Origin of the sequence: Sphingopyxis sp. A083 (assembly GCF_001468495.1) — a bacterium.
Classification (GTDB): Bacteria; Pseudomonadota; Alphaproteobacteria; order Sphingomonadales; family Sphingomonadaceae; genus Sphingopyxis; species Sphingopyxis terrae.
Map to the genome: position 1 here is coordinate 84981 of NZ_LNSK01000009.1, position 25531 is coordinate 110511.

Here is a 25531-nt window from a genome sequence, read left to right on the forward strand (position 1 = left end):
CCTGCGACGCTCAGAACAGCTCGCCCTGTCCCCGCCCCGGCGCGGCGGGAGGCTTACGCGCGGGCTTTGGGGTCGGCGCTGCGGAAGGTGCGGGCGGCACATCGCCGTCCGCCACCGTCACCGGCACCTCGCCATCGGCGAAGGCAAGCCGCAGATGGCCCGCGCCCCGCGCGCGCACGGCGCTCGGCACGATCGCCCCCTCGGCATCGCGCACCATCGCATAGCCGCGAGCGAGCAGCGCGCGCGGATCGAGCGAGGTCAGCAGCCGTGCAAGCCCCGCCAGCTTGGCGCGATCGCGGTCCCAGGCGCGCGCCAGCAGCGCCGGACGCAGCGCCGCGCCGCGCGTCGCCAACCGCTCGCCGGCGATCGCGAGCCGGTGGCGCTGACTGCGGTCGAGCCGGTCGGCGGCGTCGTCGAGCCGCTGGCGCTGGGGGGCATAGAGCGCCTCGCGCTTCGGCAGATGCCGCGCGAGCGCGGTCAGCCGTTCGCCCGCGAGCGTGCGGTGGCGCGTTGCCGCGCCCGTCATCCGGCTGCGCCACGTCGCAAGCTGCGCGATCAGTTCAGCGCGCACCGGCACCGCCATTTCGGCGGCTGCGGTCGGCGTCGGCGCGCGCATGTCGGCGGCATAATCGGCCAGCGTCACATCGGTTTCGTGGCCGACCGCGCTGATCGTCGGGATGCGGCAATCGGCGATCGCGCGCACCACAATCTCTTCGTTGAACGCCCATAAATCCTCGATCGAACCGCCGCCGCGCGCGACGATGACAAGGTCGGGGCGCGGCACCGGTCCGCCGGGCGCGAGCGCATCGAAACCGCGCACCGCATTCGCAACCTGCGCCGCCGCGCCTTCGCCCTGCACCAGCACCGGCCACACGATCACCCGCGTCGGACAGCGATCGGCGAGGCGATGGAGAATGTCGCGAATCACCGCCCCGGTCGGCGAGGTGACGACGCCGATGACGCGCGGCAGATAGGGCAAGGGCTGTTTGCCTTCGCGGTCGAAAAGCCCTTCGGCGCCAAGCCGCGCCTTCAGCTTTTCGAACAACAGCATCAACGCGCCTTCGCCCGCTACCTCCAGGCTTTCGACGACGAGCTGATATTTGGAGCGGCCGGGATAGGTGGTGAGCTTGCCCGTCGCGATCACCTCGATGCCATCTTCGGGCCGGAAGGCGAGGCGCGCCGCCTGCCCCTTCCACATCACCATGTCGATCAGCGCGTTGTCGTCCTTGAGCGCGGCGTAGAAATGCCCCGATGCCGCACGCTTCGCGCCCGACAGCTCTCCGCGCACGCGGACGCGCGCAAAGCCGTCCTCGACCGTTCGCTTGATCGCCGCCGACAATTGCGTGACCGACAGTGCGGGTGCATTGTCGCCCGCCGTCGCCTCGGCTAACAGCCGCGCTTCGGTGCCATCGTCGGACGGAAAAGGGACGCTCATGAATATCCTGCTGGTCGGATCTGGGGGGCGCGAACATGCGCTGAGCTGGCAACTGGCACATTCGCCGAGTTGCGCCAAGCTCTATGCGGCACCCGGAAACCCCGGGATCGAAGTCTATGCCGAATGTGTGCCGATCGCCGCCGACGATGTCGACGGGCTCGTCGCCTTCGTGCGCACCCATGCGATCGATTTCGTCGTCGTCGGCCCCGAAGCACCGCTCGTCGCCGGATTGGGCGACCGGCTGCGCGCGATCGACATTCCGGTCTTTGGCCCGTCCGCCGCCGCCGCGCAGCTCGAAGGATCGAAGGGCTTTACCAAGGATCTGTGCGCGCGCGCCGCGATTCCCACCGCCGGCTATGTGCGCTGCGCCAGCGCCGAAGCCGCACTGGCCGCACTCGCCGATTTCGCCATCCCCGTCGTCATCAAGGCCGACGGGCTCGCCGCGGGCAAGGGCGTGATTATCGCCGAGACGCGCGCCGAGGCCGAAGCCGCGATCGCCGACATGTTCGCGGGCGCCTTTGGCGGCGCCGGGGCAGAGGTGGTGATCGAGGACTTCATGACCGGCGAGGAGGCGAGCTTCTTCGCGCTGTCCGACGGCACCAATGTCATCGCCTTCGGCAGCGCGCAGGATCACAAGCGCGTCGGCGACGGCGACACCGGCCCCAACACCGGCGGCATGGGCGCCTACAGCCCGGCCCCGGTATTGACCAAAACGCTCGAAGCCGAGGTGATGGACCGCATCATCCGTCCCACCGTGGCGACGCTCGCCGCCGAAGGCACGCCCTATGTGGGGGTGCTATTCGCCGGACTGATGCTGACCGGCGAAGGTCCCAAGCTGATCGAATATAATTGCCGTTTCGGCGATCCCGAATGTCAGGTGCTGATGATGCGTCTGACCGGCGATTTTGCCGCGCTGCTTCATGCCGCCGCAACCGGGCGGCTGGCCGACGTGCCCGCGCCGACCTTTACCGGCGGCTATGCGCTGACCGTCGTGATGGCGGCGAACGGCTATCCGGGCACCCCCGAAAAGGGCGGCGCGATCCGCAACATCGCCGCGGCCGAAGCGGGCGGCGTGCGCGTCTTCCATGCCGGCACCGCGCGCGCGGACGGCGCGATCGTCGCCGCGGGGGGACGCGTGCTCAATGTGACCGCGACGGGCAAGAGCGTCACCGAAGCGCAGACGCGCGCCTATGCCGCGGTCGACAAGCTCGATTTCGCGAGCGGCTTCTGCCGCCGCGACATCGGCTGGCGCGAGGTCACCCGCGAGGCGCGCTGAGCGGTGCTGGACGCGCCACCCCCGTCGGCTTAGGCTGACAGTGAAACAGGGAGATCATCATGACGTGGCTTCAGGAAAATTGGATCATCGCGGTCGTCGGACTGGTCGTCGCGGTGGTCCTGCTGTGGTGGTTGTTCGGCCGCAAGCGCCCCGACGAAGCAGCGCCGCCCGCGGCGATGCCGGCCGAGCCGAAGAAGCCGCTCGAAGCGGCGAAGCCCGACATCGTCAAAGCCGAACCAGCGCGTTTCAAACCAAAGGAAGCCGCGCCCGCGTCGTTGCCTCCGGTGCCGGCTGCACCGCCCACAGCCTCCGATATTCCGGCGGAACCCACCGTCCCGCCCGCGCCCGTCGCGCAAGCGCCCGAGCCCGAACCGACCGCGCCTCCACCGGTCGCCCCTGCCCCGCCGGCAGAAGCCGCTCCCGCCCCTGCCGCCGCCAAAGCCGACAATCTGCAATTGCTGAAAGGCGTCGGGCCGAAAATGGCGACGCTGCTCGGCGGTCTGGGCGTGACCAGCTTTGCGCAGATCGCCGCCTGGACCGACGCCGATATCGCCGCGATCGATCCGCAGCTCGGCGCGTTTCAGGGCCGCATCGCCCGCGACAATATCGTCGACCAGGCCGGCTATCTGGCGAAGGGCGACAAAGCGGGGTTCGAGGCGAAATATGGTGCCCTCGGCGGCGAGCTATAAGGCGAAAAGCCGCCCTATAGCTCAGGCCGCGGCAACCGCCCCGGCGTGACCGGCAATCGCATCGGCCAGCGTATCGACCAATCCCAGCGGCAAATCATGCCCCATGCCGGGGATGGTGAGCAATCGGGCGCCCGGAATATTGTCTGCGGTATCGCGCCCGCCCGCCAGCGGCACCAGCGGATCGCCCTCGCCATGGATCACCAGCGTCGGCGCGCTGATCGACTTCAGCATCGGCCGCCGGTCGCCATCGGCGACGATCGCCGCCATCTGGCGTGCGACGCCCTGCGGATACCAGCCACGTTCGAAATCGCTGCGCACGCGCCGCTGCAACCGCTCCTCGTCGGGCGGGTAGCCGGGGCTGCCGATCACCTTGGCGGCGCGCACCGAATAGGCGATCAGATCTTCGGGATCGCCGCTCATCGGCCGGCTGGTCAGCACCTGCATCGCTTCCTTCTGCGCGCGCGGCAGGCGGGGGTTGCCGGTCGTCGACATCACCGACGTCAGCGACAGCACGCGGTCCGGATAGCGCGCGGCGATATGCTGCGAAATCATCCCGCCCATCGACAGGCCGACGATATGCGCCCGCGCGATGCCCAGATGGTCAAGCAAGGCCACGCCGTCGGCCGCCATGTCGGCGAGCGTGTAAGCGCTCCGCACCGGCAGGCGCAGCAGCGACTTCACGAACATCCATTTGAGATTGGGGACACCGGCCGCGTCGAAGCGCGTCGACAGGCCGACGTCGCGGTTGTCGTACCGGATGGTCCGAAAACCGCGCGCGTTCAGCGCGTCGACAAATTCGTCGGGCCACAGCGTCAGCTGTCCGCCCAGCCCCATCACCAGCAGAATCACCGGCGCATCGCGTGGCCCCTTGTCTTCGAAGGTGATGCTGATCCCGTTTACCGCTGCCTGCTCTGTCGTCATGCCGTCGCCGCTCCCCGATGGTCAAACCGCCACTGTGCCGCTGCGCGCGGCGCGGTCAAGAGGGCGCCCGTCGGCGAAAGCGAAACCGGGCCGGCTTCGTCGGAACCGCGCCACGCCGGATGCGCCAGCCGGCGCGCGCGCGCGACAGAAGGACGCGCCGCGCCGCATGCGCGCAAAACGGCAGCGCAAAGATCACCAGCGACAGGCCGATGATCCATCGTCCGGTGTGCGCCGTGTCGTGACACGCGTCCACGCAGTCGGACGCCGCCACCCCGGCGCCGAAATGAATCAGCAATGTCTTCAAGGTCGAAACTGGTCCCCACGACGCGCCTCTCCGCGCGTCACCGGATCCTTTACAGGATCAGCGTTAAGCGAGCGTTGCGGCTCCCACTGCCGCTATTTACCGCGATTCGGGGCGCCCCCTATACGTCGGAAGCGCCAAAGACCAGCGAATTGCTGCGCCGCGCAGGACGAAACCCGATGCGGCCCCCGCGACAGCGGCGACCGAGGTTGCGACGCCGAGCCAGGTCAGGACCAGAAACAGCCCGGAGGCGAGCGCCGCCGCGGTGACATAGATTTCGGGCCGCATGATGATCGACGGCACCCCGGCCAATATATCGCGGATCGTCCCGCCGACGCAGCCGGTGATGACGCCCATCATCAGCGCGGGAACCGGCGCCACGCCCCAGGCGAGGGCCTTGGCCGTCCCGAACACCGCATAAGCGGCGAGCCCGACCGCATCGGCCCATTCCAGAAGCTGCCCCTGCCACCAGCGTTCGGGAGTCACCCACACGACCAGCGCAATCGCGATGCACACCGCGCCGATCGCGCCGTCCTGAACCCAGAAGACCGGCGCGCCGATCAGCAGGTCGCGCACGCTACCCCCGCCGACCCCGGTGACGAGCGCAAAGAAGCTCGCCGTCACCAGCGTCTGGCGCAGGCGCACCGCCATCAACGCGCCCGACAGCGCGAAGACCGCGATGCCGGTCAGATCGAGAAGGCGAACGAGCGTCTGGGTGTCCATGGATCGGCGATGCTTCTTCGTCCCGCAGGCCGGCACCGGTGCCGGCAACCGCTTCGTCATGCGATCATCGGCGGCGCGGCGCAACGGAAATGGGGCGACGTCGCCGCCGCCCCATGCCCTACCCCAGTGGACGGGTAACTCAGATGTGGATCGGCTTTCCGGTCACCGCCATCGCGGCTTCCTTGATTGCCTCGCTGTGCGTCGGGTGCGCGTGGCAGGTGTAGGCGATGTCTTCGGACGTCGCGCCGAATTCCATCGCCTGCGCCGCCTGCGCGATCATCGTGCCCGCCGGCACTGCGATGATCCAGACGCCCAGGACGCGGTCGCTCTTGGCATCGGCGATCACCTTCACAAAGCCGTCGGGTTCGTGGTTGGTCTTCGCACGGCTGTTGGCGAGCATCGGGAATTTGCCGACCTTGACGTCGCCCTTTTCCCCACCAGCCTTCTCGACAGCCTGCTCTTCGGTCAGGCCGACGCCGGCGATTTCGGGCCAAGTGTAGACCACCGACGGGATGACGTCGTGGTTCACGATGCCGGTCAGCCCCGCGATATTTTCAGCGCAGGCGATGCCTTCATCCTCGGCCTTGTGCGCGAGCATCGGGCCGGGAACGACATCGCCGATCGCCCAGATGCCGTCGACGGCGGTGCGGAAATCATGATCGGTCTCGATCTGACCGCGCTGGTTCGTGGTCAGCCCCGCCTTGTCGAGCGCGAGGCCGTCGGTGTTCGGACGGCGGCCGATCGAAACGAGGACGACATCGGCTTCGAGCGTTTCGGCGTTGCCTCCCGCGGCGGGCTCGAGCGTCAGCACGGCCTTCTTGCCCTTCACTTCGGCCCCGGTGACCTTGGTCTTGAGCTTGAAGTCCATGCCCTGCTTCTTGAAGATCTTGTTCGCTTCCTTGCGAACGTCGCCGTCCATCCCGGGCAGGATCTGGTCGAGAAATTCGACCACGGTGACTTTCGCGCCAAGCCGGCGCCAGACGCTACCGAGTTCGAGCCCGATCACGCCGCCGCCGATCACGACCATATGACCGGGTACCTTCGCAAGTTCGAGCGCGCCGGTCGAATCGACGATCACGCCCTTGTCGTTGTCGACCTCGACGCCCGGAAGCGGAGTCACCGACGATCCGGTGGCGATGATGATGTTCTTGGCGCGATAGGCCTTGCCCGCAACCTCGACGCTGTCCTTGCCGGTGAACTGCGCATAGCCCTTCAGCCAGTCGACCTTGTTCTTCTTGAACAGGAATTCGATGCCGCCGGTCAGGCCCTTGACCGCATCCTTGCGCTGGCCGTGCATCGCGCCAAGGTCGAGTTCGGGCGTCACCTTGATGCCCATCGCCGCCATCGCGCCGCCCGCCGCCGCCTCGAAATATTCCGACGCGTGCAGCATCGCCTTCGACGGGATGCAGCCGACGTTGAGGCAGGTGCCGCCCAGCGTTTCGCGCCCTTCGGCGCACGCGGTCTTGAGCCCGAGCTGCGCCGCGCGGATCGCCGCGACATAACCGCCGGGACCGGCACCGATGACAAGGACGTCGTAGTCGTAATCAGCCATTTGTTGTTCCTTTACCCCTCGGGGGATGGGGAGAAATCTCTTAGAGGTCGATCAAAAGCCGCGTCGGATCCTCGATCGCTTCCTTGATCGTTTTCAGGAAGGTCACCGCCTCGCGGCCGTCGACCAGCCGGTGGTCATAGCTCAGCGCCAGATACATCATCGGACGGATCACGACCTGACCGTTGATCGCGACCGGGCGGTCCTCGATGCGATGGAGGCCCAGCACGGCCGATTGCGGCGGATTGATGATCGGGGTCGACATCAGCGAGCCGAACACGCCGCCGTTCGAGATGGTGAAGGTGCCGCCGCTCATGTCGTCCATCGTCAGCGTGCCTTCCTTGGCGCGCTTGCCGAAATCGCCGATCGTCTTTTCGATGCCGGCGAAGGACAGGCTTTCGGCGTTGCGGATCACCGGCACGACAAGCCCGCTCGGACCGCTGACCGCGACCGAGATGTCCATATAATTATTATAGACGATCTCGTCGCCGTCGATACGGCCGTTGACCGCGGGAATGTCCTTGAGCGCAAGGCAGGCGGCCTTGGTAAAGAAGCCCATGAAGCCCAGGCGCACGCCATGCTTCTTTTCAAACAGATCCTTGTAGCGGCCGCGCGCCTCGATCACCGCCGTCATGTCGACGTCGTTGAATGTGGTGAGCATCGCCGCCGTATCCTGCGCCGATTTCAGGCGGCGGGCGATCGTCTGCCGCAGGCGGGTCATCTTGACCCGCTCTTCCTGACGGCCCGGCGCACCCGTTGCAGCGGGTGCGGCGGCAGGTGCCGGGGCAGCCGCGGGCGCGGGTGCCACATCGGGGGCGGCTTCGGCGGCCGCCAGCACATCTTCCTTGGTCAGGCGGCCGTCCTTGCCGGTGCCCTTGATCTTGCTCGGATCGAGGCCGTGCTCGAGGACGAGGCGGCGCACCGCGGGCGACAGGGTGACGACGGCATCCTCGCCGCCGGTCGTCGCAGGAGCGGGCGTCGCCGCTTCGGCCTTCGCCGCGGGCGCAGGCGCGGGGGCGACGGCCTTGCCGTCGCCGGCCTCGATCGTCGCAATCACCGCGCCGACATTGACGGTATCGCCGACGGCGACGACCTGTTGCCCCATCACGCCGGCGACGGGCGACGGCACTTCGACCGCGACCTTGTCGGTTTCCAGGCTGGCAATCGGCTCGTCGAGCGCGACGGCTTCGCCGGGCTGCTTCAGCCACTCGCCGATCGTCGCTTCGGTCACGCTTTCACCCAGCGTCGGGACTTTGACTTCGGTGCTCATTGATGCAGTTCCTTAGGGCTTAAGCTCTGGCTCAGGCTTTATTCTTGTTGCGACGGATTTCGGCGCGGACATTGAGGCCCAGCGCGTCGGCGACGAGCGCCGCCTGTTCGGTCTGGTGGCGGCTCATCAGGCCGGTGGCGGGCGAAGCCGCGGCAGCCCGGCCGGCGTAACGGGCGCGCATGCCCTTGTGGCCGGCGTCGATCAGCGATTCCTCGATCAGCGGCTCGACGAAGAACCAGGCGCCGTTGTTGCGCGGCTCTTCCTGCGCCCAAACGACCTCTTCCAGATTCTTCATCTTCTTCAGGCGGACGGCCAGCGCCTCGCCCGGGAAGGGATAAATCTGTTCGATGCGGATCACCGTCGTGTCGTCGAGCCCGGCGGCGTCGCGCGCCTCCATCAGGTCGTAACCGACCTTGCCCGAACACAGGACGACACGCTTGACCTTCGCATCTTCCGGCGGGGTGCGGTCCGACATGATGCGGCGGAAATGCGCTTCGCCGATGAAGTCCGAGCGCTGCGACACGGCCAGCTTGTGGCGGAGCAGCGACTTGGGCGTCATGATGATGAGCGGCTTGCGGAAGGGGCGCAGCATCTGGCGGCGCAGGACGTGGAAATAGTTCGACGGGGTCGAAATATTGCACACCTGGATGTTGTCGCCGGCGCAAAGCTGAAGGAAGCGTTCGAGACGCGCCGAGCTATGCTCGGGCCCCTGCCCTTCATAGCCGTGCGGCAGCAGCAGCACGAGGCCGTTGGCGCGCAGCCATTTGGCTTCGCCCGCCGCGATGAACTGGTCGATCATGATCTGCGCGCCGTTGGCGAAGTCGCCGAACTGCGCTTCCCACAGCACGAGGCTCTTCGGATCGGCCATCGCATAGCCATATTCGAAGCCGAGCACGCCATATTCGGACAGCGGGCTGTCGAGCACCTCGAACCGGCCGTGCGGCACGGTGGTCAGCGGGATATATTTATGCTCGTCCTTCTGGTCGACCCAGACGGCGTGACGCTGGCTGAACGTGCCGCGGCCCGAATCCTGTCCCGAGAGGCGCACCTGATAGCCTTCGCTGAGCAGCGTGCCGAAGGCGAGGCTTTCGGCGGTGGCCCAATCGAACACCTCGGCATCGTCCTTGTTCGCGAACATCGCGGCGCGGGCGTCGATCACGCGGCGCAGCGTCTTGTGCACCTCCAGATCGTCAGGGATCGTCGTCATCGTGCGGCCGATGGCGTCGAACAGCTTTTCCGATACGCCCGTCGAAATGTTGCGCCGGGCATTTTCGGGGTCGGCGGGCGCGTGCAAGCCCGACCAGCGACCGGCGAACCAGTCGGCCTTGTTCGACTTGTAGGTCTTCGACGCTTCGAATTCGTCTTCGAGCCGCGCGACGAACTCGGCGCGGTGCGCTTCGGCATCGCCAGCCGAAACGACGCCCTCTGCCTCCAGCCGCGTGGCATAGAGGTCCGACACGGGCGGATGCTTGCGGATGATCGCGTACATCAGCGGCTGGGTAAAGCTCGGCTCGTCGCCTTCATTGTGGCCGAAGCGGCGATAGCACCACATGTCGATGACGATGTCGCGCTTGAACTGCTGGCGGAAGTCGATCGCCAGCTTGCACGCGAAGGTCACGGCTTCGGGATCGTCGCCGTTGACGTGCAGGATCGGCGCCATCACGCCCTTTGCCACGTCGGACGGATAGGGCGACGAGCGTGCGAACTGCGGGCTGGTCGTGAAGCCGATCTGGTTGTTGACGATGAAGTGAATGCAGCCGCCAGTATTGTAGCCGCGAATGCCCGAAAAGCCGAGGCATTCCCACACGATCCCCTGCCCCGCAAAGGCGGCGTCGCCGTGGATCAGCACCGGCAGCACCTGGCTATGTTCGGCCAGATCGTCGCGCATCACCTGCTGCGCGCGCACCTTGCCCAGCACGACGGGATCGACCGCTTCGAGGTGCGACGGGTTCGGGACCAGCGACATATGGACCGACACGCCGTCGAACTCGCGATCGGTCGAGGTGCCCAGGTGATATTTGACGTCGCCCGAACCGCCGACATCTTCGGGGTTCGCGGTACCGCCCTGAAATTCGTGGAAGATGACCTTGTACGGTTTCGCCAGCACATTGGCGAGGACGTTCAGACGGCCGCGATGGGCCATGCCATAGACGATTTCCTTCACCCCATATTGGCCGCCATATTTGATGATCGCCTCGAGTGCAGGGATCATCGATTCGCCGCCGTCGAGCCCGAAACGCTTCGTGCCGACATATTTGCGCGCGAGGAATTTCTCCCATTCCTCGGCCTCGATCACCTTGTTGAGGATCGCCTTCTTGCCGTTGGCGGTGAAGTCGATCGACTTGTCGGCGCCTTCCATCCGCTCCTGAAGGAAGCGGCGCTCCTCGACATCGGCGATGTGCATATATTCAAGGCCGACGTGCCCGCAGTAATTGGCCTGCAGGATCGACACCACCTCGCGAATCGTCGCCTTCTCGAGCCCCAGCGTGCCGCCGAGGAAAATCGGTCGGTCCTGGTCGGCCCCGACGAAGCCGTGATATTCGGGCGTCAGATCGGCCGGCAATTCGCGGTGGGTCAGGCCCAGCGGATCGAGCGTCGCGGCAAGGTGCCCGCGCACGCGATAGGTGCGGATCAGCATCATCGCGCGGATCGAATCGTCGGCAGCGCGCTCGACTTCGGCGTTAGAGAGCGGGGCCCCCGCCTTCGCCGCGGCCGCCTTGACCGCGACCTGCATCTGCTGCGGGTCGAGCGCGGCGGTCAGATCATCGCTGTCGATCAGCGGCCAGTTCTTCGGCGCCCAGCTCGGGCCGGCCTGGACTTCATCGACGTCGAAGCTTTGTCGTTCGAGGTTCATCTGCGATTCCACGGGGAGGAAGGGATGGGATATTCGGGGAAGGGAAGCCCGCCGGCATCAGGCGCCGGCGGGCCGTCCGATCAGACGCGTTCCTTCAGCACTTCGGCAAGCGTCGTGCCGAGTTCCGACGGGCTGGCCGACACGGTGATGCCGGCGGCTTCCATCGCCGCAATCTTGCTTTCGGCATCGCCCTTGCCGCCCGACACGATCGCGCCGGCGTGGCCCATGCGGCGGCCCGGCGGCGCGGTGCGGCCCGCGATGAAACCGACCATCGGCTTCTTGCGGCCGCGCTTGGCTTCGTCGATCAGGAACTGCGCCGCCTGCTCCTCGGCATCGCCGCCGATTTCGCCGATCATGATGATCGACTTGGTCGCTTCGTCGGCGAGGAAGAGTTCGAGCACGTCGATGAAGTTGGTGCCGTTGACAGGGTCGCCGCCGATACCGACCGCGGTGGTCTGGCCCAGGCCGGCGTTGGTGGTCTGGAACACCGCTTCATAGGTCAGCGTGCCCGAGCGCGAGACGACGCCGACGCTGCCCTTTTTGAAGATGCTGCCCGGCATGATGCCGATCTTGCATTCGTCGGGGGTCAGCACGCCGGGGCAGTTCGGGCCGATCAGCCGCGACTTCGAACCCGACAGCGCGCGCTTCACCTTGACCATGTCGAGCACCGGAATGCCTTCGGTGATCGCAACGATCAGCTCAATCTCGGCATCGATCGCCTCGAGGATCGAATCGGCCGCGAACGGCGGCGGCACATAGATGACCGACGCACTCGCCCCGGTCGTCGCCTTCGCTTCGGCGACGGTGTCGAACATCGGCAGACCGATGTGCGTCGTGCCGCCCTTGCCCGGCGTCACGCCGCCGACCATCTGCGTACCATAGGCAAGCGCCTGTTCGGTGTGGAAAGTGCCGGTGGCACCGGTCATCCCTTGCGTGATGACTTTGGTATTCTTGTCGATGAGGATAGACATATTCTAAGTCTCCCGGGGAGAGTCGGCCCGCCCGGCCTGCTTGACCGAGCGGGCCAGAAAAGATTCAGGCGAGGCTGGGATCCAGATTCTTGCACGCGTCGAGCAGTTCCTTGACCGCATCGACCGACACTTGCAGGCCCGCCTTGTCTTCGGCATCGAGTTCGATCTCGACGATCTTTTCGACGCCGCCCGCACCGATCATCACCGGCACGCCGACATACAGGCCATCGACGCCATACTGGCCATCGACATAGGCGGCGCAGGGCAGGATGCGCTTCTGGTCTCCCAGATAGGCTTCGGCCATCGCGATGCCCGAGGCTGCGGGAGCGTAGAAGGCCGAACCGGTGCCGAGCAGCGCGACGATTTCGCCGCCGCCGCCGCGCGTGCGCTTGACGATCGCGTCGATCTTGTCCTGCGACGACAGGCCCATCTTCACAAGGTCGGGGACGGGGATGCCGTTGACCGTCGAGTAACGAACGACGGGGACCATCGTGTCGCCATGGCCGCCGAGGACGAAGGTGTTCACATCCTTCACTGATACGTCGAATTCGTCGGCGATGAAGTGGCTGAAACGCGCCGAGTCGAGCACGCCCGCCATGCCGACGACCTTGTTGTGCGGAAGCCCTGAGAATTCGCGGAGCGCCCACACCATCGCGTCGAGCGGGTTGGTGATGCAGATGACGAAAGCGTCGGGGGCGTTCGCCTTGATGCCTTCGCCCACCGCCTTCATGACCTTGAGGTTGATGCCGAGCAAATCGTCGCGGCTCATGCCCGGCTTGCGGGCGACGCCGGCGGTGACGATGATGACGTCGGCGCCTGCAATGTCGGCATAATCGTTCGAGCCGGTGATCTTTGCGTCGAAGCCGGCGATCGGGCCGACCTGCGACAGGTCGAGCGCCTTGCCCTGCGGCACGCCTTCGACGACGTCGAACAGGACGACGTCGCCCAGTTCCTTCTGCGCGGCGAGCAGCGCCAGCGTCCCGCCGATATTCCCGGCTCCGATCAAAGCGATCTTCTTGCGTCCCATGGCGCGCGGCACTCCCTTCCTGGCAAAGCCCGGCAGTGATTTCCAGACCGGCGGGGCCACGGGCCAAAGCCGCCTGCCGATCCCAAAGACTCGCGACGCCCTACGCCGATTCCGTTAACGAAACAACCGCGAAAAGGACGAAAAACCGCGTTTTTATGCAAATAGTTCGCAATAGCGTTATTGCAAGATCGGGCACGATTCAGACCCTGAGCGCGGACGATCCTAAGCGAGTCATACCGGCCGCGTGAACATCGCTTGCGCCGGCCGGCCACAGGCGTAAGACAGGCGGTGGCGATCTTGGGGCGTCGCCAGGCGGGGCCGTGCGCCCTGCGCCTGCAAAAGGATCGACGCCACCATGACCAAGAGAGCTTTTGTCCCTGCGCTGTCCTGCGCCATCTTCCTGACCGCCGCCACAACGCCGCCCGCCCATGCCGGCGAAAAGACATGGAACGAAGCGGGATCGATCACGCGCGACGCCTTGGTGATCGCCGCGTTCGGCGTTCCGCTTGCCCAGAGCGACTGGGACGGAACGCTGCAAGCCGGCGGCAGCCTCGTCGTCGCCGCAGGCGTGACCGCCGGTCTGAAGCAGGCCTTTCCCGAGCGACGCCCCGACGGCAGCGACAACAAGGGCTTCCCCTCGGGCCATACATCGGTTTCCTTTGCAGCGGCGGCGACGCTGCAAAACCGTTATGGCTGGAAAGTGGGTCTCCCCGCGCAGGCGCTTGCCGCCTTCGTCGGATTGAGCCGCGTCGAAGCCCGAAAACATCATGTCCATGATGTGCTGGTCGGCGCCGCGATCGGCGAGGCATCGGGCTTTCTGATCACGCGCCGCGCGAGCGGTCGGGTCCAGGTCTTTCCGTGGGCCGATGCCGGGGGCGGGGGCGTCGCGATGACGATGCGCTTCTGAACGATCGCTGCGGGACGGCCACAGCCGCCGCTTAACGCTTCGTTACGCCGATGTTGATAGCGCGGGCGGGTGACGCGCGCGATCATCAGCTTCGATACCGAATTGTCCGCCGGGCTTCATCGCCGCGGCGCGAGCGCGCGCGCCAATTTCGAAAGCTCGGTCCTCGGGCGCTGCCGCGACGGCGATTTCGGCATCCATTTCCAGATGGATATGCTCGACCGTTTCGGCCTGAAGGGCGTCTATTTCGTCGACCCCATGCCCGCGCTCGTCCACGGCCCCGCAATCATCGATGCGATCGTCGGTCCGATCCTGGCGCGCGGGCATGAAGTGCAACTGCACCTCCATACCGAATGGCTGGAGTTTGCGCGGTTCAATCCGGTCGGCAAGCTGCGCGGCCGCAATATTGGCGATTTCCCGTTCGCGGCGCAAAAGAAGCTGATCGCGCTCGCCCGCGACATTTTGACGGGCGCCGGGGCGCCGCGGCCGACCGCGTTTCGCGCGGGCAACTTCGGCGCCAACGACGACACGCTGCGCGCCCTCGCCGCGCTGGGTTTCCGCTTCGACAGCAGCTTCAACGCCGCCTGGCAGGGACTGGGATGCGACATCACGCTCGATCCGGCCAATCTGGGCATGCGCGTCCATCATGGCATTTGCGAAGTGCCGGTCAGCGGCCTGCGCGACCGCGCGAACAGCTTCCGCCCCGCGCAGCTATGCGCCATGTCCGAAGAGGAAATGCGCGACGCGCTCGATCATTCGGCGGCGAGCGGCGCGATCCAGTTTTCGGCCTTCAGCCACAGTTTCGAATTGCTCAGCCGCGACCGTCAGGTTCCGAACGGGCTCGCGATCGCGCGGATGGAGGCGCTGTGCCGGGCAGTCGCCGACGATCCGCGAGTCAGCAGCGGGGGCTTTGCAACCCTGCCCGCGCCGCCGACCCGCCCCGGCCGCATCCCGGCCGCTGCTCCCAAGCCGCTCCGCACGCTGCGGCGCGTCGCAGAGCAGACGGTCGGACATATCGCGCACGAAATCCGCTATGTCCGCGATGTCGTCGCCCTGACGATCAACTCGTCACGGTGGGGCAAAGTGCTATGCGGCGTCATCCTGGCCGTGGCCTAGCGCCAGATATTCGCCGGACTGCATTTCGGCGAGGCGGCTCGCGGTGCGCTCGAACTCGAAGGCGCCGTCGCCGGCCACATAGAGCGCATCGGGCTCGGCCGCAGCGCTGGCGAGCAGCTTGACCTTATATTCGTAGAGCGCGTCGATCAGCGTCACGAAGCGCGCGGCCTCGTTGCGGTTCTCGGGCCCCATCCGCGGGATGCCGACGATGATTACCGTGTGAAAATGCCGCGCGACGGCCAGATAGTCCGATGCGCCGCGCGCCTCCGCGCACAGGCGCTTGAACGAAAAGACCGCCACGCCCTTCAGCGCCTTGGGTACATGTAGCGTCCGCCCGCCGCCGACGTCCAGATCGAGCGAGGGCACATGCGCGCGGTCCTCGGGCGGATAATCGGTCAGGCGAAAGAAGGCCGCCGACAGCGCCTCGGTCGCCGCCGCGTCGGCTGGCACGAACCAGCGCTTGCCGTCGCCGAGCCGGTGGCGCCGGTAATCGGTCGGGCCGTTAAGGCCCATCACATCGAGCCGTTCCTCGATCAGTGCGATAAAGGGCAGGAAATGCTCGCGGTTGAGGCCGTCCTTGTAGAGATCCGCGGGCGGACGGTTCGACGTCGCGACCACCGTCACCCCATGCGCGATCAACGCGGTAAACAGGCGCGAGAGGATCATCGCATCGGCGCTATTGTTCACCACCATTTCGTCGAAGGCGAGGCAGCGGACATTTTCGACCAGAGAGGCCGCAACCTGCGGGATCGGATCGCCGCTCTCGCTCTTGCGCACCTCGCGCATCCGCGCGTGGACGTCGAGCATGAAGGCGTGGAAATGGACGCGCCTTTTGCGCTGGATGGCCAGATGGTCGTAAAACAGGTCCATCAGCATCGACTTGCCGCGGCCGACGGCGCCCCACAGATAGACGCCGCGCGGCGCGTCGGGTTTGCGCCCGGCGATCCGCCACAAGATGCTGCCGCGCGGCGGCGCCGCCTGCAGATCGGATTGCAGCGCGGCGAGGCGTTCTGCCGCCGCCCGCTGTTCGGCGTCGGGCTTCAGCTCGCCCGCAGCGACCAGCGCGTCATAGGCGGCAAGCAATCCTGTCACTTGCGGCTTGCCTTGCGGATCGTCCCCGCAAAGCTCAGCACGATATGCTCGTCGTCCGGTCCCTGAACGACCAGCCCGCGCAGGAAGATCAGCCGCCCCGTCTCGCGCACTTGCTCGACCACCGCATCGAGCGGTTCGTCGAGGCGGCCGCCGCCGACGAACTGCGTCGACAGGTCGAGCGTCACCGAATGGCCGGCCTCGAGCGATCCGAACTGGTGCGAGGCGGCGAAGAGAGCAATGTCGACCAGCGCCAGCGTTACCGCGCCATGGACATTGTCGCCCAGATTGCTGTGTTTGCGCGTCGGCAGCATCCGCACGCGAGCGCGCGGCCGACCGTCCTCGGTCGGGCTTTCGAGGCGCACCGACAGCGGTTCGATAAAGGCGTTGAACCGGCTCGCGTCCTTGAGGTTCCAGCTGATCCAGCCGCCCTCCAGCGCCTCGGCACTGAAATGATCCGCGCGCTTGGGGTCCTCTATTCCGTCGTTCATGCCGTGCAATATCCGTCCAGTTTCCCCGAGCGTATCTGCTCGGCATAATAAATCGCCATCGCCTCGGCGCGCGAGGGGTCGGGGCCGATCCAGCGCGCCGCGTCCTTCAGCCAGCCGCCCGAACAGGCCTCAAGCGCGCCCTGCCCCTGCGCGCAAGCGATAAAATCGGTGAAGGCGCGTTTCCATCGGCCGAACTCGGCGATGCCCATGACCGGGCCGTGTCCGGGGACGACCTGGCGGGCGCCCGACGCCGCGACGTCGCCCAACGCTTTCAACCAGCCGTCGGGACAGGCGGTGTCGAGGAAGGGCACCGGCACGGTAACGAGGTCGCCAACTATCGCGCGCTTCTCGGCGGCATCGTAAATCCACAGGTCGCGCTCGGTGACCGCGTTGTGCGCGACGCGCAGCGAGAGCGGGCGCCCGGCGATCGTCATATCGCGCGATTCGTCGACGATCACGTCGGGCCGCAGCTCGGCGCCGCGCGCGATGGTCGCGAGGTCGCCCTCGATGTCCGCCCGCGCGCCGACCGGAATATTGCCCTCGGCGATCGCCTTGCGATATGTGTCGGCCGTCCGGGCGAGGAAGCCCGCCAGCGCCCCGTCGATCGCCGAGGTGCCATAGACCTTGATCCCGGGAAATGCAGCCTTCAGCGCCGGGTTGCCGCTTACATGATCGAGATGCCAATGGGTGTTGACGATCGCGACGGGCGTCATGCCGATCCCGCTCAACCCCTGCTTGACCGCGATGACATGGTCGGCGTGCCGTCCGGTGTCGATCACGAAGGCGCCTTCGGGCCCATAGAGGATCAGACTGTTGCCGTCGGGCTGGCTGAAGGGGTTGAAGTTGCCGCCGATCAGGAAGGTCGCACCGCCGATGCCATGCGCATAGGTGCGCGGCATTTCGGCATATTCGACCTTCGGATTAGCAGCGCAGCCGGCCAGCGCCAGCGCGACCAGCGCCGGCAGCCAGCGCTGCATCAAACCTGCCGCTCGGCTTCCAGCTTCTTGATCTCGGCGATCGCGCGTGCGGGGCTCAGCCCCTTGGGGCACGCGTTGGCGCAATTCATGATCGTGTGGCAGCGATAGAGGCGGAACGGATCTTCGAGATCGTCGAGCCGTTCGCCGGTATATTCGTCGCGGCTGTCGGCGAGCCAGCGATAGGCCTGAAGCAGGATCGCGGGCCCAAGGAACTTGTCGCTGTTCCACCAATAGCTGGGGCAGCTCGTCGAACAGCAGGCGCACAGGATGCACTCGTAAAGGCCGTCGAGCTTCTCGCGCTCTTCAGGCGACTGAAGCCGCTCCTTGCCGCTGGGCGTCGTCGACTTGGTCTTCAGCCACGGCTCGATCGAGGCATATTGCGCATAGAAATGGGTGAAATCGGGGACGAGGTCCTTGATGACCTCCATATGCGGCAGCGGCGTGATCTGGATGTCGCCCTTCAGATCCTCGATCGCGGTGGTGCAGGCGAGGCCGTTCTTGCCGTTCATGTTCATCGAACAGCTGCCGCAAATGCCTTCGCGGCACGAACGGCGGAAGGTCAGCGTCGAATCCTGCTCGCTCTTCATCTTGATGAGGGCATCGAGCACCATCGGGCCGCATTTGTCGGTGTCGATCTCGAACGTGTCGAAATGCGGGTTCTGGCCGCTGTCGGGATTGTAGCGATAGACCTTGAATTTTTTGACGTTGCTCGCGCCCTCGGCCTTGTGGACCGTGCCGCCCTTCTGGACGCGGCTGTTCTTGGGCAGACGAAATTCGGCCATATCGCGGGCTCCCTATGCAATCGCGGGCTGCGTAGCCCCATTGAACCGCCGCGACAAGGGGGTGTGCGGCGGCGCACGCGCGAAAGCGGTGGCAGCACGCCCTGCGAGCGGCTAGGCCCGATGGCGATGAGCGACGCCGCCGCCTCCTTTCGCCTTGCCGTCTATGATCTCGACCGCACCGTGCTGCGGACGCCGACGTTCACGCTCTTCCTTCTGTGGGCGGCCGCGCGCAGCGCGCCATGGCGCCTTCTGCTAGCGCCCGTTTTCCTCGGGCTGCTCGCGGGGCATGCGCTGGGCCTCTACAGCCGCGATGCGTTGAAGCCCGCGGCGATCGGATTGATGCTCGGGCGGCGGGTGCCGGCGGAGCGAATGGCGCATCTGGCTGCGGACTTTACCGCCTGGCGCGTTCCCGCCGACGTTCAACCGGGGGCCAGAGCGGCGATCGCCCGCGACCGCGCCGCCGGCTATCATTTACTGCTGGCAACCGCGGCCCCCGAATTCTACGCCGCTGCCTTGGCCGAGGCGCTGGGCTTCGATGCCTGCATCGCCACCCGGCATCGGCGCGCCGCCGACGGAAGCTGGCTCGCGGCGCTCGACGGCACCAATTGCTATGGGCCGGAAAAGGCGCGCCGCGTCGCCGAATGGCTTGCCGCCGACCCGCAACGCGCCGCGCACCATATGCGCGCCTATTCGGATCATGCGAGCGACGCCCCCTTGTTCGCGCTCGCCGACGAAGCCTTTGCGATCGGGCGTGGCGGCCGCATTGCCAAAGCGGCACGCGACAACGGCTGGACGCTGACGGATTTCGGGACGGGCTAGCGCCCCTCGACGAAGGCCTCCAGCGCCGCGGCGCCCCGCGCAACCGACGTCTCGCCCGCCCGGTGGTCCATCGTGTAGGCGAACAACCGATCCTGCTCGGCGCGGTGCAGCGCGGCACTTTCGCGCCAGTGCGGAATCCGCTCGGCAAGCTCAGCGGGGCCGTACAAGACCTCCCCGTTGCGCCAGAATTCATAGCGCTCGGCCACGCCGTCGGCGGGCTTGCCGTTCGGATCGAGAAAATAACAGGCGCCGCGGTGCAGCAGAAACTCGTAAACCTGGCTGCTCACATCGCCGATGTAGACGTCGGCCGCCATCGTGTAGCTCATGTCGAAGAGATTGGGGCCGTCGACGTCGATCAGGATATTGTCGGCGGCGCGGAAGCGGTCGGCGATGTCCGGCCGGAGCTTGGCGGTCCGATATTCGAGCGAATAGTGCAGCCGCTTGCGGAACAGCATCACATGCGGCGCGACGATCAGATTATAGTCGCGATGCGCGAGGAAAAAATCCATCACCGCCTCGCCCATGCCGTACCAGGACGACAGGTGCGGATCGAAGTGCGGATTATAGAGAAAGACCGGGCGATCATTGTCGAAGAAGCGCTTGCGCACCGCCGGATCGATCGTGTCGAATTTGGGATAGCCGATGACGCGGCATTTGTCGGCGGTGGTGATGCCGTGGCGCACCATTTCGTCGACCAGCTTCGGTCCGCTGAGCAGCATCAGGTCGAACTGCGCGAGTTCGGGGTGATAGGCGACATTCCGGTCGCCCGATCCGTGCGGCACATAGGCAAAGCGCGGCCCCGCCGCCCCCAATCGGCGGCGGACGCGCAGACAGGTGCGTTCGGTCGATACCACCAGGTCGACGCCGCGGAACAGATCGAGATGCCGGTAAAGACGCGCGACGCGCAGCACCGGCGCCACCTTGTTGATCGGCGCCAGCAACCGCTGCTCCGCCGTCGGCAGGTCGAGCATCCGCCATTCGATACGGTCGTGCGCCGCCGCCGGAATGATCTCGGCCACCTTGTGCCGGATCGCCTCGACGCCGCAGGCGACGACGACCTGAACCGTCGGCGCGTGCAGCGCGAGTTCGCCCGCTATGCCTGCGATATGCGCCGCCTGATGCGCCGCATCATGGTTGAACAGGAACAAGATACGCTTCGTCATGACGGCATCCGGCTTTCGCGAAGGATCAGGAAGCTGGCGCTGAACAGCAGCAGCAAGGTCACGGTTTCGGCCAGCACCTTGGACCAGGCGGCGCCGATCGCGCCCATCGTCGGCAGCATCAGATAAATGGCGGCGATCAGCGTGGCGGTGCCCGCCAGCCTGATGCCGATGATCAGGCGCGATCGTCCCGCCGCCATCAGCATCGGTTCGCAGCTGACCGTCGCCATTTGCAGGCAGGCCGCGAGGCCGAGAACGAGCAGGAACGGATAGGCGCCCAGAAACGCCGGACCCGACATGAGCAGCAGCAGCGGCTTGCCGAGCAGCACGATCGCGGGCGCGAGCAAAAGAAACAGGCCGAGCGCGATCAGCGTCAACCGGACATAGAGCGACGCCACGCCGCGCAGCCCGTGTTTGACGTAGATATTCGTCATCTCGGTGTAACTGGCGAGGCCGATGAAGCCGGCCATGATCGTGATCGACTGGGTCAATTGATGCGCAAGGCGATAGATGCCTGCTTCGGTAGCGCCCGCGAAGGAGCCGACCAGCAAGACCGGCAGTTGCTGCGCCACCGTATAGGCCATGGTTCCGAAATTGGATGCGACCATCAATTCGGGAAGACCCTTGTTCTCGCGCCACACGCGCCACCAATGCCGGCCGTCGGGTCGGCCATAAGCGCGGCGGCACGACCGGTTGGCGAGCCACCAGAAGACGAGCGTGCTCGCCATCTCCGAACCCGCCCACACGATCAGGAAAATCTCGAGCGACGGGTGCGTGAAAAAGGCGACAACGGCACCCAGCGTCTTCAGCGTGGGCACCACCGCTTCGGCGAGGAAGGTTTGCGAAAATTCGGAGTGAAGCCGCAATATCCCGCGCGGCACATTGCGGATCGACAGCATGAACAGCACGACATAGGCGAACGCCGTCCAGACGAGTTCGGCCGGCATGCCCAGCAACCCTCGCCCCAGCCAGAGGATCATCGCCGCCGCGCCAATGCCGAGCAGCGCCATCGCCAGATCGACCGCGGTGCAAAAGCGGATGAGGCGCGCCAGGGCCGGATGATCGCCGCTGTGGATATGTTCCTGGCCATATTTGACCAGCACCTGCCAGATGTTAAAATTGAGGATCGCCTGCAGCACCAGCGTCGAACTGAGGATCAGGGCAAAGGAGCCATAGGCGGCCGGCCCCAGACCGCGCGTGACGATCGCAAGATAGAAGAGGCTGAGGATCGCGCCATAACCCTTGCCCCCGAGAATCCAGCTCAGGTGGGTCATGATGCGCCGGAAAGGCCGCTGATCGCCCGTGTCGGCAGCCGGTGCGCCGAGGCGCCGTACCGCCGCAATACCCTTATCGATCCAGGTGCGATAGAAGGGGGGCCGGCGGTCGGCCGGGGGTGGAGCGGGTTCCATGCGCGCGGCCTATATCGCCTTTGGCGTCGTTTTCCATCCATTTGCACAGCCAAATCGACGGAAAAACGACTTCCCTTTCGCCCAGCTGATCTAGTAACGCGGGGCGGGGCAGAGGCGTTCGGGAATTGAAACGGGAATGCGCGTGGGTCTGTCCGCACAGGTGGAAGGGGGAACCGCAGGCGGTGCGCCTTGCAGCGAGCCCCCGTGGCTGAGCATCCTGATCCCCGTCTATAATGTCGAGCCTTATCTGCGCGATTGCCTCGCGTCGCTGTTGCCGCAGCTTCCGCCGCACGGGGTAGAAGTGATTCTGCTCGACGACGCGTCGACCGATGGCTCGCTCGGGCTATGCAGCGAAATCTGCCCGCAGTCGCACCCGCAAGTCCGGCTTATGCGCCATGCCAGCAACGCGGGACTGAGCGCGGCGCGCAATACGATGCTCGACGCGGCGCGGGGCGACTATATCTGGTTCGTCGATTCCGACGATGAAGTCCTGCCGGGTGCGATCGCCAGGCTCCGGGCTATCGTCGAGCGCCATGCGCCCGATCTTGTCCTTTGCGATTACGAGCGCGGCGGCCGGCATCTCAGCAGCTTTTCCGGCCCGGCCGGTCAACCCAGCGACGACCGCGAGGCGTTGCTGCAGGGCGTTTTTGCGCGTCGGCGGCTGCACAGTTGGAGCAAGATTGCGCGCCGTTCGCTCTGGAACGAGGACTTGCGTTTTCCCGCCGGGCGATGCTTCGAAGATATTGCGACGACGCCGTGGCTGCTGCTTCGTGCCCGGACCCATTATCACGCGGCCGAGGCCTGGGTGCGCTATCGCGACCGTCCCGACAGCATCATGGGGGCGCTGCGCCGGTCGCGGGGACGCTTCGACGATTGCCGGAACGACGATCTGGCAATGAGCCTGGCCGGCTTCGACGCGGCGACGCGCGAGGCGCTCCCCGCCATGAGCGACGTCACCCGACACCATATCGCGCATTTCTGGGCGAAGGAGTTCACCAAAATCTGCTGGCGGCTGCTGTCGAGCAGCGCCTTTCGCATGCCCTGGCGCGACCTGCGCCGCAAGCTCGCCCGCTACCGCGGCCTGATGGACGCCGAATCGCCGATCGCTTTTGCGGCGCTCGCGCGCCTTTACCGAAGCCGCGGGCGCTTGCCGCGCGCGGCGATACTCTCAGCCTGCCTGTGGTTGGCACAAGCGGACGATGCCGGGTGAACGACGACGCGGCGGACAGCAAAGAGCCGTGGCTCAGCATTCTCATGCCGGTCTTCAACGTCGCGCCCTATCTGACCGAGACGCTTGCCTCGATCGTCGCGCAGCTTCCGGCGGCGGGAGTGGAACTGCTGCTTCTGGACGATCGGTCGACCGACGGATCGGACGCCATCGGCGCGCGGATCTGTGCTGAGATCGGCCCCGCGGCAAGCTTGCATCGGCAGGCAGAAAACGGCGGCGTCGCCGCAGCACGCAATCGCCTGCTCGACTTGGCGAGGGGCGATTATGTCTGGTTCATCGATGCCGACGACCTGCTGCTTCCTGGCGCGATCGCCGCGCTGCACGCGATCGTCATGCGCGATGCGCCCGATCTGGTCCTTTGCGATTATCGCAAGCGGGGCCGCGACGAGGCGGCTTTCACGGGAACTGCGCGCCGCATCGTGACCGACCGCGAAGCGTTGCTTCACGGCCTGTTCGCTCGCCGCCGGATGCATTTATGGACCAAGATCGCGCGCCGCAACCTATGGCATGATCTTCGCTTTCCGCCCCTCGCCTGCTTTGAGGATATGGCAGTCGTCCCGCATCTGTTCTTGACGGTGCGCAGTCATTATTACGAGCCCGCGCCGTGGATCGACTACCGTGTGCGGGAGGGCAGCCTGACCGGGCTCGCGACCCGCACGGCAGGACATTTCGACACGGCTGGCAATGACGCGCTGACAGCGGTCCTGGCGGACATCATGGCGGCGGTGACGGCCGGTCTGCCCGCCATGCACGATGACATGCGCTACTGCCTCGCCCAATTTTGCGCGAAGGAATATACGAAAATCGGCTGGCGTCTCGTCAGCACGCGCGCCGGCCGGATGCCGTGGCAGGCGCTGCGCCGCGAGCTGCGACGCTACCGCGATCTCACCGAGGCGGCGTCGCCGCTGCCTTTTGTGGCGCTGCTCCGCACGCACCGACAGCATCGAAAATTCGGGCGCTGGTTCGTTCTGGCGCTTTTTGTGCGTCTGGCAGCTTAGGAGCCCGGCCCTAGCCGCGCCGGGCCAGAATGCGCTCGATCAGCGTCACGTCCGACGGCTTGTCGGCGTCGATACAGGCTTCGGCGTCGGACATCGGCACCACGCGCGCGGCGAGGCCGAAGCGGCGTCCGGCGCGGGCGACGCCGCCCTGGATCGTGAACAGTCGCAGCAATGCGCCCGCAAGCAGCCACGGTCCGAAGGCGGCAACGATCTTCAGCCCCTTCTTGCGGTCGCGTTCGATCCGTCCCCAAAAGTCGAGCAGCGGCAGCACGCGCTGCCCGCGCAGCCGAAAGAGATTGGCGCCCGACCACCAGCCGCGACGAAATTTGAGCCAGGTCCGCCGCGATTCGGGGTAGCGCGCGAACAGCACGCGCCGCTCGACCATCGCAACTGCGACATCGCTGCCCGCTGCGCCGGCGAGGAATTCGGCGATCATCGCGGGCGTCAGCAGCACATTGTCGGCCGTCGTCACCAGCACCGGCGCGTCGCCTTCGGGCAGTGCAGCAGCGAGCGAAGCGCTGATCCCCTGTCCCGAATCGGCAAAGTGCAGGTCGGGCACGGCCGCCAACATGGGCTCGCGCGCCAGTTCGGCGCTGTTCTGCGCAAGCACCCGGATCGCGCCCACCTCGGGCGCGGCACGCAGCGCGGCGATGACATGAACAAGCATCGGCCGTCCGCCGACCGGCAGCAGCGCCTTGGTCGATACGCCGCTGCCGGTCAGCAGCGGGTCGGGACCGGGGCGGCTTCCGGCGAGGACGATGGCAGAGATCGGACCGGGCGTCGGAGCTGTCATGGCGCCCCCGCCGCAGGCGCGACCCGGCGCGCCGTCACGCCGCGCAGAAAGTCGGTGGCCTCGTCGAGCACCGGGCCTTTCGCGCGAAAGGGTGCCGCAAGCGCCATGACGATGCCGGTGTGGCCCATGCCCGGATAGACGCGCAGCGTCGCCGATCCGCCCAGCCGTTCGATCGCCGCGGAAAGGTTCCGGCTGTTGCGCGGGCGCACCGTTTCGTCCTCGTCGCCGCTCGCCAGCCATAGCGGGGGCGCATCGCCGCGCGCATAGTGGATCGGCTGCGTCTTTTCGCGCGGGCGCACCTTGCCCATCGCGCGGTCGGCCATGCCGCCCTTTTCGAACGGCAGGAAATCATAGGGGCCCGCGAGGCCCGCAACGCCGCGGATCACCGACGCGTCGCTCTTGGCCGCGCGCATCCATACCGGATCGAGCGCGAGCATCACCGCATTATAGGCACCCGCCGAATGGCCCATCAGCGCGATGCGATCGGGATCGCCGCCCAGTTCGCCGACGTGGCGGTGGGTCCACGCGACCGCCGCCGCGGCGTCCTCCAGAAAGTCGGGCCAATGCGCCTTGGGGACCAGCCGGTAATCGGGGATCACGACGACGAAGCCCTGGTTGGCCAGCGCCCGGCCGGCGAAGCCGTAGCTTTGCCGTTCACCGCTGCCCCAGCCGCCGCCATAGAAGAAGACCACGACCGGCAGCCGGTCGTGGTCTTCTTCTATGGCGGCGGCTGGGGCAGCGGTGAACTC

24 protein-coding genes are annotated in these 25531 nt (G+C 66.4%); 7 read left to right on the top strand and 17 right to left on the bottom strand.

The window, feature by feature from the left end; translation table 11 throughout:
- Positions 1-10: 10 nt before the first annotated feature.
- Positions 11-1435 carry an exodeoxyribonuclease VII large subunit gene (xseA, locus tag ATE59_RS14335; protein ID WP_058813012.1) on the bottom strand — a complete coding sequence of 475 codons (1425 nt, stop codon included), beginning with the start codon at positions 1433-1435 and terminating at the stop codon, positions 11-13.
- Between xseA and purD the strand changes: the two genes are divergently transcribed.
- Both purD and ATE59_RS14345 read left to right on the top strand, forming a co-directional pair.
- A complete protein-coding gene (gene purD / locus ATE59_RS14340; RefSeq protein WP_058813014.1) occupies positions 1434-2711 on the top strand; it encodes a phosphoribosylamine--glycine ligase in 1278 nt (425 codons plus the stop codon). The genes xseA and purD overlap by 2 nt on opposite strands.
- A gap of 59 nt (positions 2712-2770) precedes the next feature.
- The gene (locus ATE59_RS14345; RefSeq protein ID WP_058813016.1) at positions 2771-3400 is read left to right on the top strand and encodes a hypothetical protein; all 630 of its coding nucleotides are present in this window, start codon (positions 2771-2773) and stop codon (positions 3398-3400) included.
- Positions 3401-3421: 21 nt separating this feature from the next.
- Here ATE59_RS14345 and ATE59_RS14350 read toward each other — a convergent pair whose 3' ends face one another.
- The 8 genes from ATE59_RS14350 to mdh form a co-directional block, all read right to left on the bottom strand.
- Positions 3422-4321: an alpha/beta fold hydrolase gene (locus ATE59_RS14350; RefSeq protein WP_058813018.1), complete on the bottom strand. Its 900-nt coding sequence runs from the start codon at positions 4319-4321 to the stop codon at positions 3422-3424.
- A gap of 55 nt (positions 4322-4376) precedes the next feature.
- Entirely contained in the window at positions 4377-4625 is a 249-nt protein-coding gene (locus ATE59_RS14355) for a hypothetical protein (protein ID WP_003041116.1), read from the bottom strand.
- 96 nt (positions 4626-4721) lie between these two features.
- Entirely contained in the window at positions 4722-5345 is a 624-nt protein-coding gene (locus ATE59_RS14360; protein ID WP_003041119.1) for a trimeric intracellular cation channel family protein, read from the bottom strand.
- 139 nt (positions 5346-5484) lie between these two features.
- A complete protein-coding gene (gene lpdA, locus ATE59_RS14365) occupies positions 5485-6897 on the bottom strand; it encodes a dihydrolipoyl dehydrogenase (RefSeq protein ID WP_058813020.1) in 1413 nt (470 codons plus the stop codon).
- A 40-nt stretch (positions 6898-6937) separates the two neighbouring features.
- On the bottom strand, positions 6938-8164 hold the full coding sequence (gene odhB / locus ATE59_RS14370) for a 2-oxoglutarate dehydrogenase complex dihydrolipoyllysine-residue succinyltransferase (protein WP_058813022.1): 1227 nt from the start codon (positions 8162-8164) through the stop codon (positions 6938-6940).
- 31 nt (positions 8165-8195) lie between these two features.
- Positions 8196-11018, bottom strand: coding sequence for a 2-oxoglutarate dehydrogenase E1 component (locus ATE59_RS14375; protein WP_058813055.1), 2823 nt, complete (start codon positions 11016-11018; stop codon positions 8196-8198).
- Between the two features lie 80 nt (positions 11019-11098).
- Positions 11099-11989, bottom strand: a complete 891-nt coding sequence (gene sucD, locus ATE59_RS14380) for a succinate--CoA ligase subunit alpha (protein WP_058813024.1) — start codon at positions 11987-11989, stop codon at positions 11099-11101.
- A gap of 64 nt (positions 11990-12053) precedes the next feature.
- Positions 12054-13016, bottom strand: a complete 963-nt coding sequence (mdh, locus tag ATE59_RS14385; protein ID WP_058813026.1) for a malate dehydrogenase — start codon at positions 13014-13016, stop codon at positions 12054-12056.
- Between the two features lie 355 nt (positions 13017-13371).
- On the opposite strand from mdh, the gene ATE59_RS14390 reads away from it, so the two are divergent.
- The gene (locus tag ATE59_RS14390; RefSeq protein ID WP_058813028.1) at positions 13372-13923 is read left to right on the top strand and encodes a phosphatase PAP2 family protein; all 552 of its coding nucleotides are present in this window, start codon (positions 13372-13374) and stop codon (positions 13921-13923) included.
- 69 nt (positions 13924-13992) lie between these two features.
- On the top strand, positions 13993-15036 hold the full coding sequence (locus ATE59_RS14395; protein WP_058813030.1) for a polysaccharide deacetylase family protein: 1044 nt from the start codon (positions 13993-13995) through the stop codon (positions 15034-15036).
- Here the strand turns inward: ATE59_RS14395 and zapE are convergent.
- Genes zapE through ATE59_RS14415 form a run of 4 tightly spaced genes read right to left on the bottom strand, consistent with a single transcriptional unit; the run spans position 15007 to position 18375 of the window.
- Positions 15007-16128: a cell division protein ZapE gene (gene zapE, locus ATE59_RS14400; RefSeq protein WP_058813032.1), complete on the bottom strand. Its 1122-nt coding sequence runs from the start codon at positions 16126-16128 to the stop codon at positions 15007-15009. The two genes, ATE59_RS14395 and zapE, sit on opposite strands and share 30 nt — an antisense overlap.
- A complete protein-coding gene (locus ATE59_RS14405) occupies positions 16125-16616 on the bottom strand; it encodes a PaaI family thioesterase (RefSeq protein ID WP_058813034.1) in 492 nt (163 codons plus the stop codon). The genes zapE and ATE59_RS14405 overlap by 4 nt, the downstream gene beginning before the upstream one ends.
- Positions 16613-17593, bottom strand: a complete 981-nt coding sequence (locus ATE59_RS14410) for an MBL fold metallo-hydrolase (RefSeq protein ID WP_156416801.1) — start codon at positions 17591-17593, stop codon at positions 16613-16615. The genes ATE59_RS14405 and ATE59_RS14410 overlap by 4 nt, the downstream gene beginning before the upstream one ends.
- Complete coding sequence (locus ATE59_RS14415; protein ID WP_003041149.1) at positions 17593-18375, bottom strand: succinate dehydrogenase iron-sulfur subunit; 783 nt, start codon at positions 18373-18375, stop codon at positions 17593-17595. Before ATE59_RS14415 ends, ATE59_RS14410 begins: the two co-directional genes overlap by 1 nt.
- Before the next feature lie 126 nt (positions 18376-18501).
- On the opposite strand from ATE59_RS14415, the gene ATE59_RS14420 reads away from it, so the two are divergent.
- Entirely contained in the window at positions 18502-19194 is a 693-nt protein-coding gene (locus ATE59_RS14420) for an HAD-IB family hydrolase (RefSeq protein WP_231737394.1), read from the top strand.
- Here the strand turns inward: ATE59_RS14420 and ATE59_RS14425 are convergent.
- Both ATE59_RS14425 and ATE59_RS14430 read right to left on the bottom strand, forming a co-directional pair.
- Entirely contained in the window at positions 19191-20357 is a 1167-nt protein-coding gene (locus ATE59_RS14425) for a hypothetical protein (protein ID WP_058813040.1), read from the bottom strand. The genes ATE59_RS14420 and ATE59_RS14425 overlap by 4 nt on opposite strands.
- The gene (locus ATE59_RS14430; RefSeq protein WP_058813042.1) at positions 20354-21763 is read right to left on the bottom strand and encodes a lipopolysaccharide biosynthesis protein; all 1410 of its coding nucleotides are present in this window, start codon (positions 21761-21763) and stop codon (positions 20354-20356) included. The genes ATE59_RS14425 and ATE59_RS14430 overlap by 4 nt, the downstream gene beginning before the upstream one ends.
- Before the next feature lie 142 nt (positions 21764-21905).
- Here ATE59_RS14430 and ATE59_RS14435 point away from each other — a divergent pair, with 142 nt between their 5' ends.
- Both ATE59_RS14435 and ATE59_RS14440 read left to right on the top strand, forming a co-directional pair.
- Entirely contained in the window at positions 21906-22973 is a 1068-nt protein-coding gene (locus ATE59_RS14435; protein WP_197409182.1) for a glycosyltransferase family 2 protein, read from the top strand.
- Positions 22970-23989: a glycosyltransferase family 2 protein gene (locus tag ATE59_RS14440; RefSeq protein WP_058813045.1), complete on the top strand. Its 1020-nt coding sequence runs from the start codon at positions 22970-22972 to the stop codon at positions 23987-23989. The genes ATE59_RS14435 and ATE59_RS14440 overlap by 4 nt, the downstream gene beginning before the upstream one ends.
- A 10-nt stretch (positions 23990-23999) precedes the next feature.
- On the opposite strand, the gene ATE59_RS14445 is transcribed toward ATE59_RS14440, so the two are convergent.
- The gene (locus ATE59_RS14445) at positions 24000-24782 is read right to left on the bottom strand and encodes a nucleotidyltransferase family protein (protein ID WP_058813046.1); all 783 of its coding nucleotides are present in this window, start codon (positions 24780-24782) and stop codon (positions 24000-24002) included.
- On the bottom strand, positions 24779-25531 hold a 753-nt coding region (locus tag ATE59_RS14450), incomplete at its 5' end, for an alpha/beta hydrolase (RefSeq protein WP_058813056.1). The genes ATE59_RS14445 and ATE59_RS14450, both read right to left, overlap by 4 nt.

Bases quoted from the DNA above. Each gene is read 5' to 3' on its own strand.
- purD (WP_058813014.1), top strand. From the start codon at position 1,434: ATGAATATCCTGCTGGTCGGATCTGGGGGGCGCGAACATGCGCTGAGC.
- xseA (WP_058813012.1), bottom strand. From the start codon at position 1,435: ATGAGCGTCCCTTTTCCGTCCGACGATGGCACCGAAGCGCGGCTGTTA.
- ATE59_RS14345 (WP_058813016.1), top strand. From the start codon at position 2,771: ATGACGTGGCTTCAGGAAAATTGGATCATCGCGGTCGTCGGACTGGTC.
- ATE59_RS14350 (WP_058813018.1), bottom strand. From the start codon at position 4,321: ATGACGACAGAGCAGGCAGCGGTAAACGGGATCAGCATCACCTTCGAA.
- ATE59_RS14360 (WP_003041119.1), bottom strand. From the start codon at position 5,345: ATGGACACCCAGACGCTCGTTCGCCTTCTCGATCTGACCGGCATCGCG.
- lpdA (WP_058813020.1), bottom strand. From the start codon at position 6,897: ATGGCTGATTACGACTACGACGTCCTTGTCATCGGTGCCGGTCCCGGC.
- odhB (WP_058813022.1), bottom strand. From the start codon at position 8,164: ATGAGCACCGAAGTCAAAGTCCCGACGCTGGGTGAAAGCGTGACCGAA.
- ATE59_RS14375 (WP_058813055.1), bottom strand. From the start codon at position 11,018: ATGAACCTCGAACGACAAAGCTTCGACGTCGATGAAGTCCAGGCCGGC.
- sucD (WP_058813024.1), bottom strand. From the start codon at position 11,989: ATGTCTATCCTCATCGACAAGAATACCAAAGTCATCACGCAAGGGATG.
- mdh (WP_058813026.1), bottom strand. From the start codon at position 13,016: ATGGGACGCAAGAAGATCGCTTTGATCGGAGCCGGGAATATCGGCGGG.
- ATE59_RS14390 (WP_058813028.1), top strand. From the start codon at position 13,372: ATGACCAAGAGAGCTTTTGTCCCTGCGCTGTCCTGCGCCATCTTCCTG.
- ATE59_RS14405 (WP_058813034.1), bottom strand. From the start codon at position 16,616: ATGAACGACGGAATAGAGGACCCCAAGCGCGCGGATCATTTCAGTGCC.
- ATE59_RS14410 (WP_156416801.1), bottom strand. From the start codon at position 17,593: ATGCAGCGCTGGCTGCCGGCGCTGGTCGCGCTGGCGCTGGCCGGCTGC.
- ATE59_RS14415 (WP_003041149.1), bottom strand. From the start codon at position 18,375: ATGGCCGAATTTCGTCTGCCCAAGAACAGCCGCGTCCAGAAGGGCGGC.
- ATE59_RS14420 (WP_231737394.1), top strand. From the start codon at position 18,502: ATGAGCGACGCCGCCGCCTCCTTTCGCCTTGCCGTCTATGATCTCGAC.
- ATE59_RS14425 (WP_058813040.1), bottom strand. From the start codon at position 20,357: ATGACGAAGCGTATCTTGTTCCTGTTCAACCATGATGCGGCGCATCAG.
- ATE59_RS14430 (WP_058813042.1), bottom strand. From the start codon at position 21,763: ATGGAACCCGCTCCACCCCCGGCCGACCGCCGGCCCCCCTTCTATCGC.
- ATE59_RS14445 (WP_058813046.1), bottom strand. From the start codon at position 24,782: ATGACAGCTCCGACGCCCGGTCCGATCTCTGCCATCGTCCTCGCCGGA.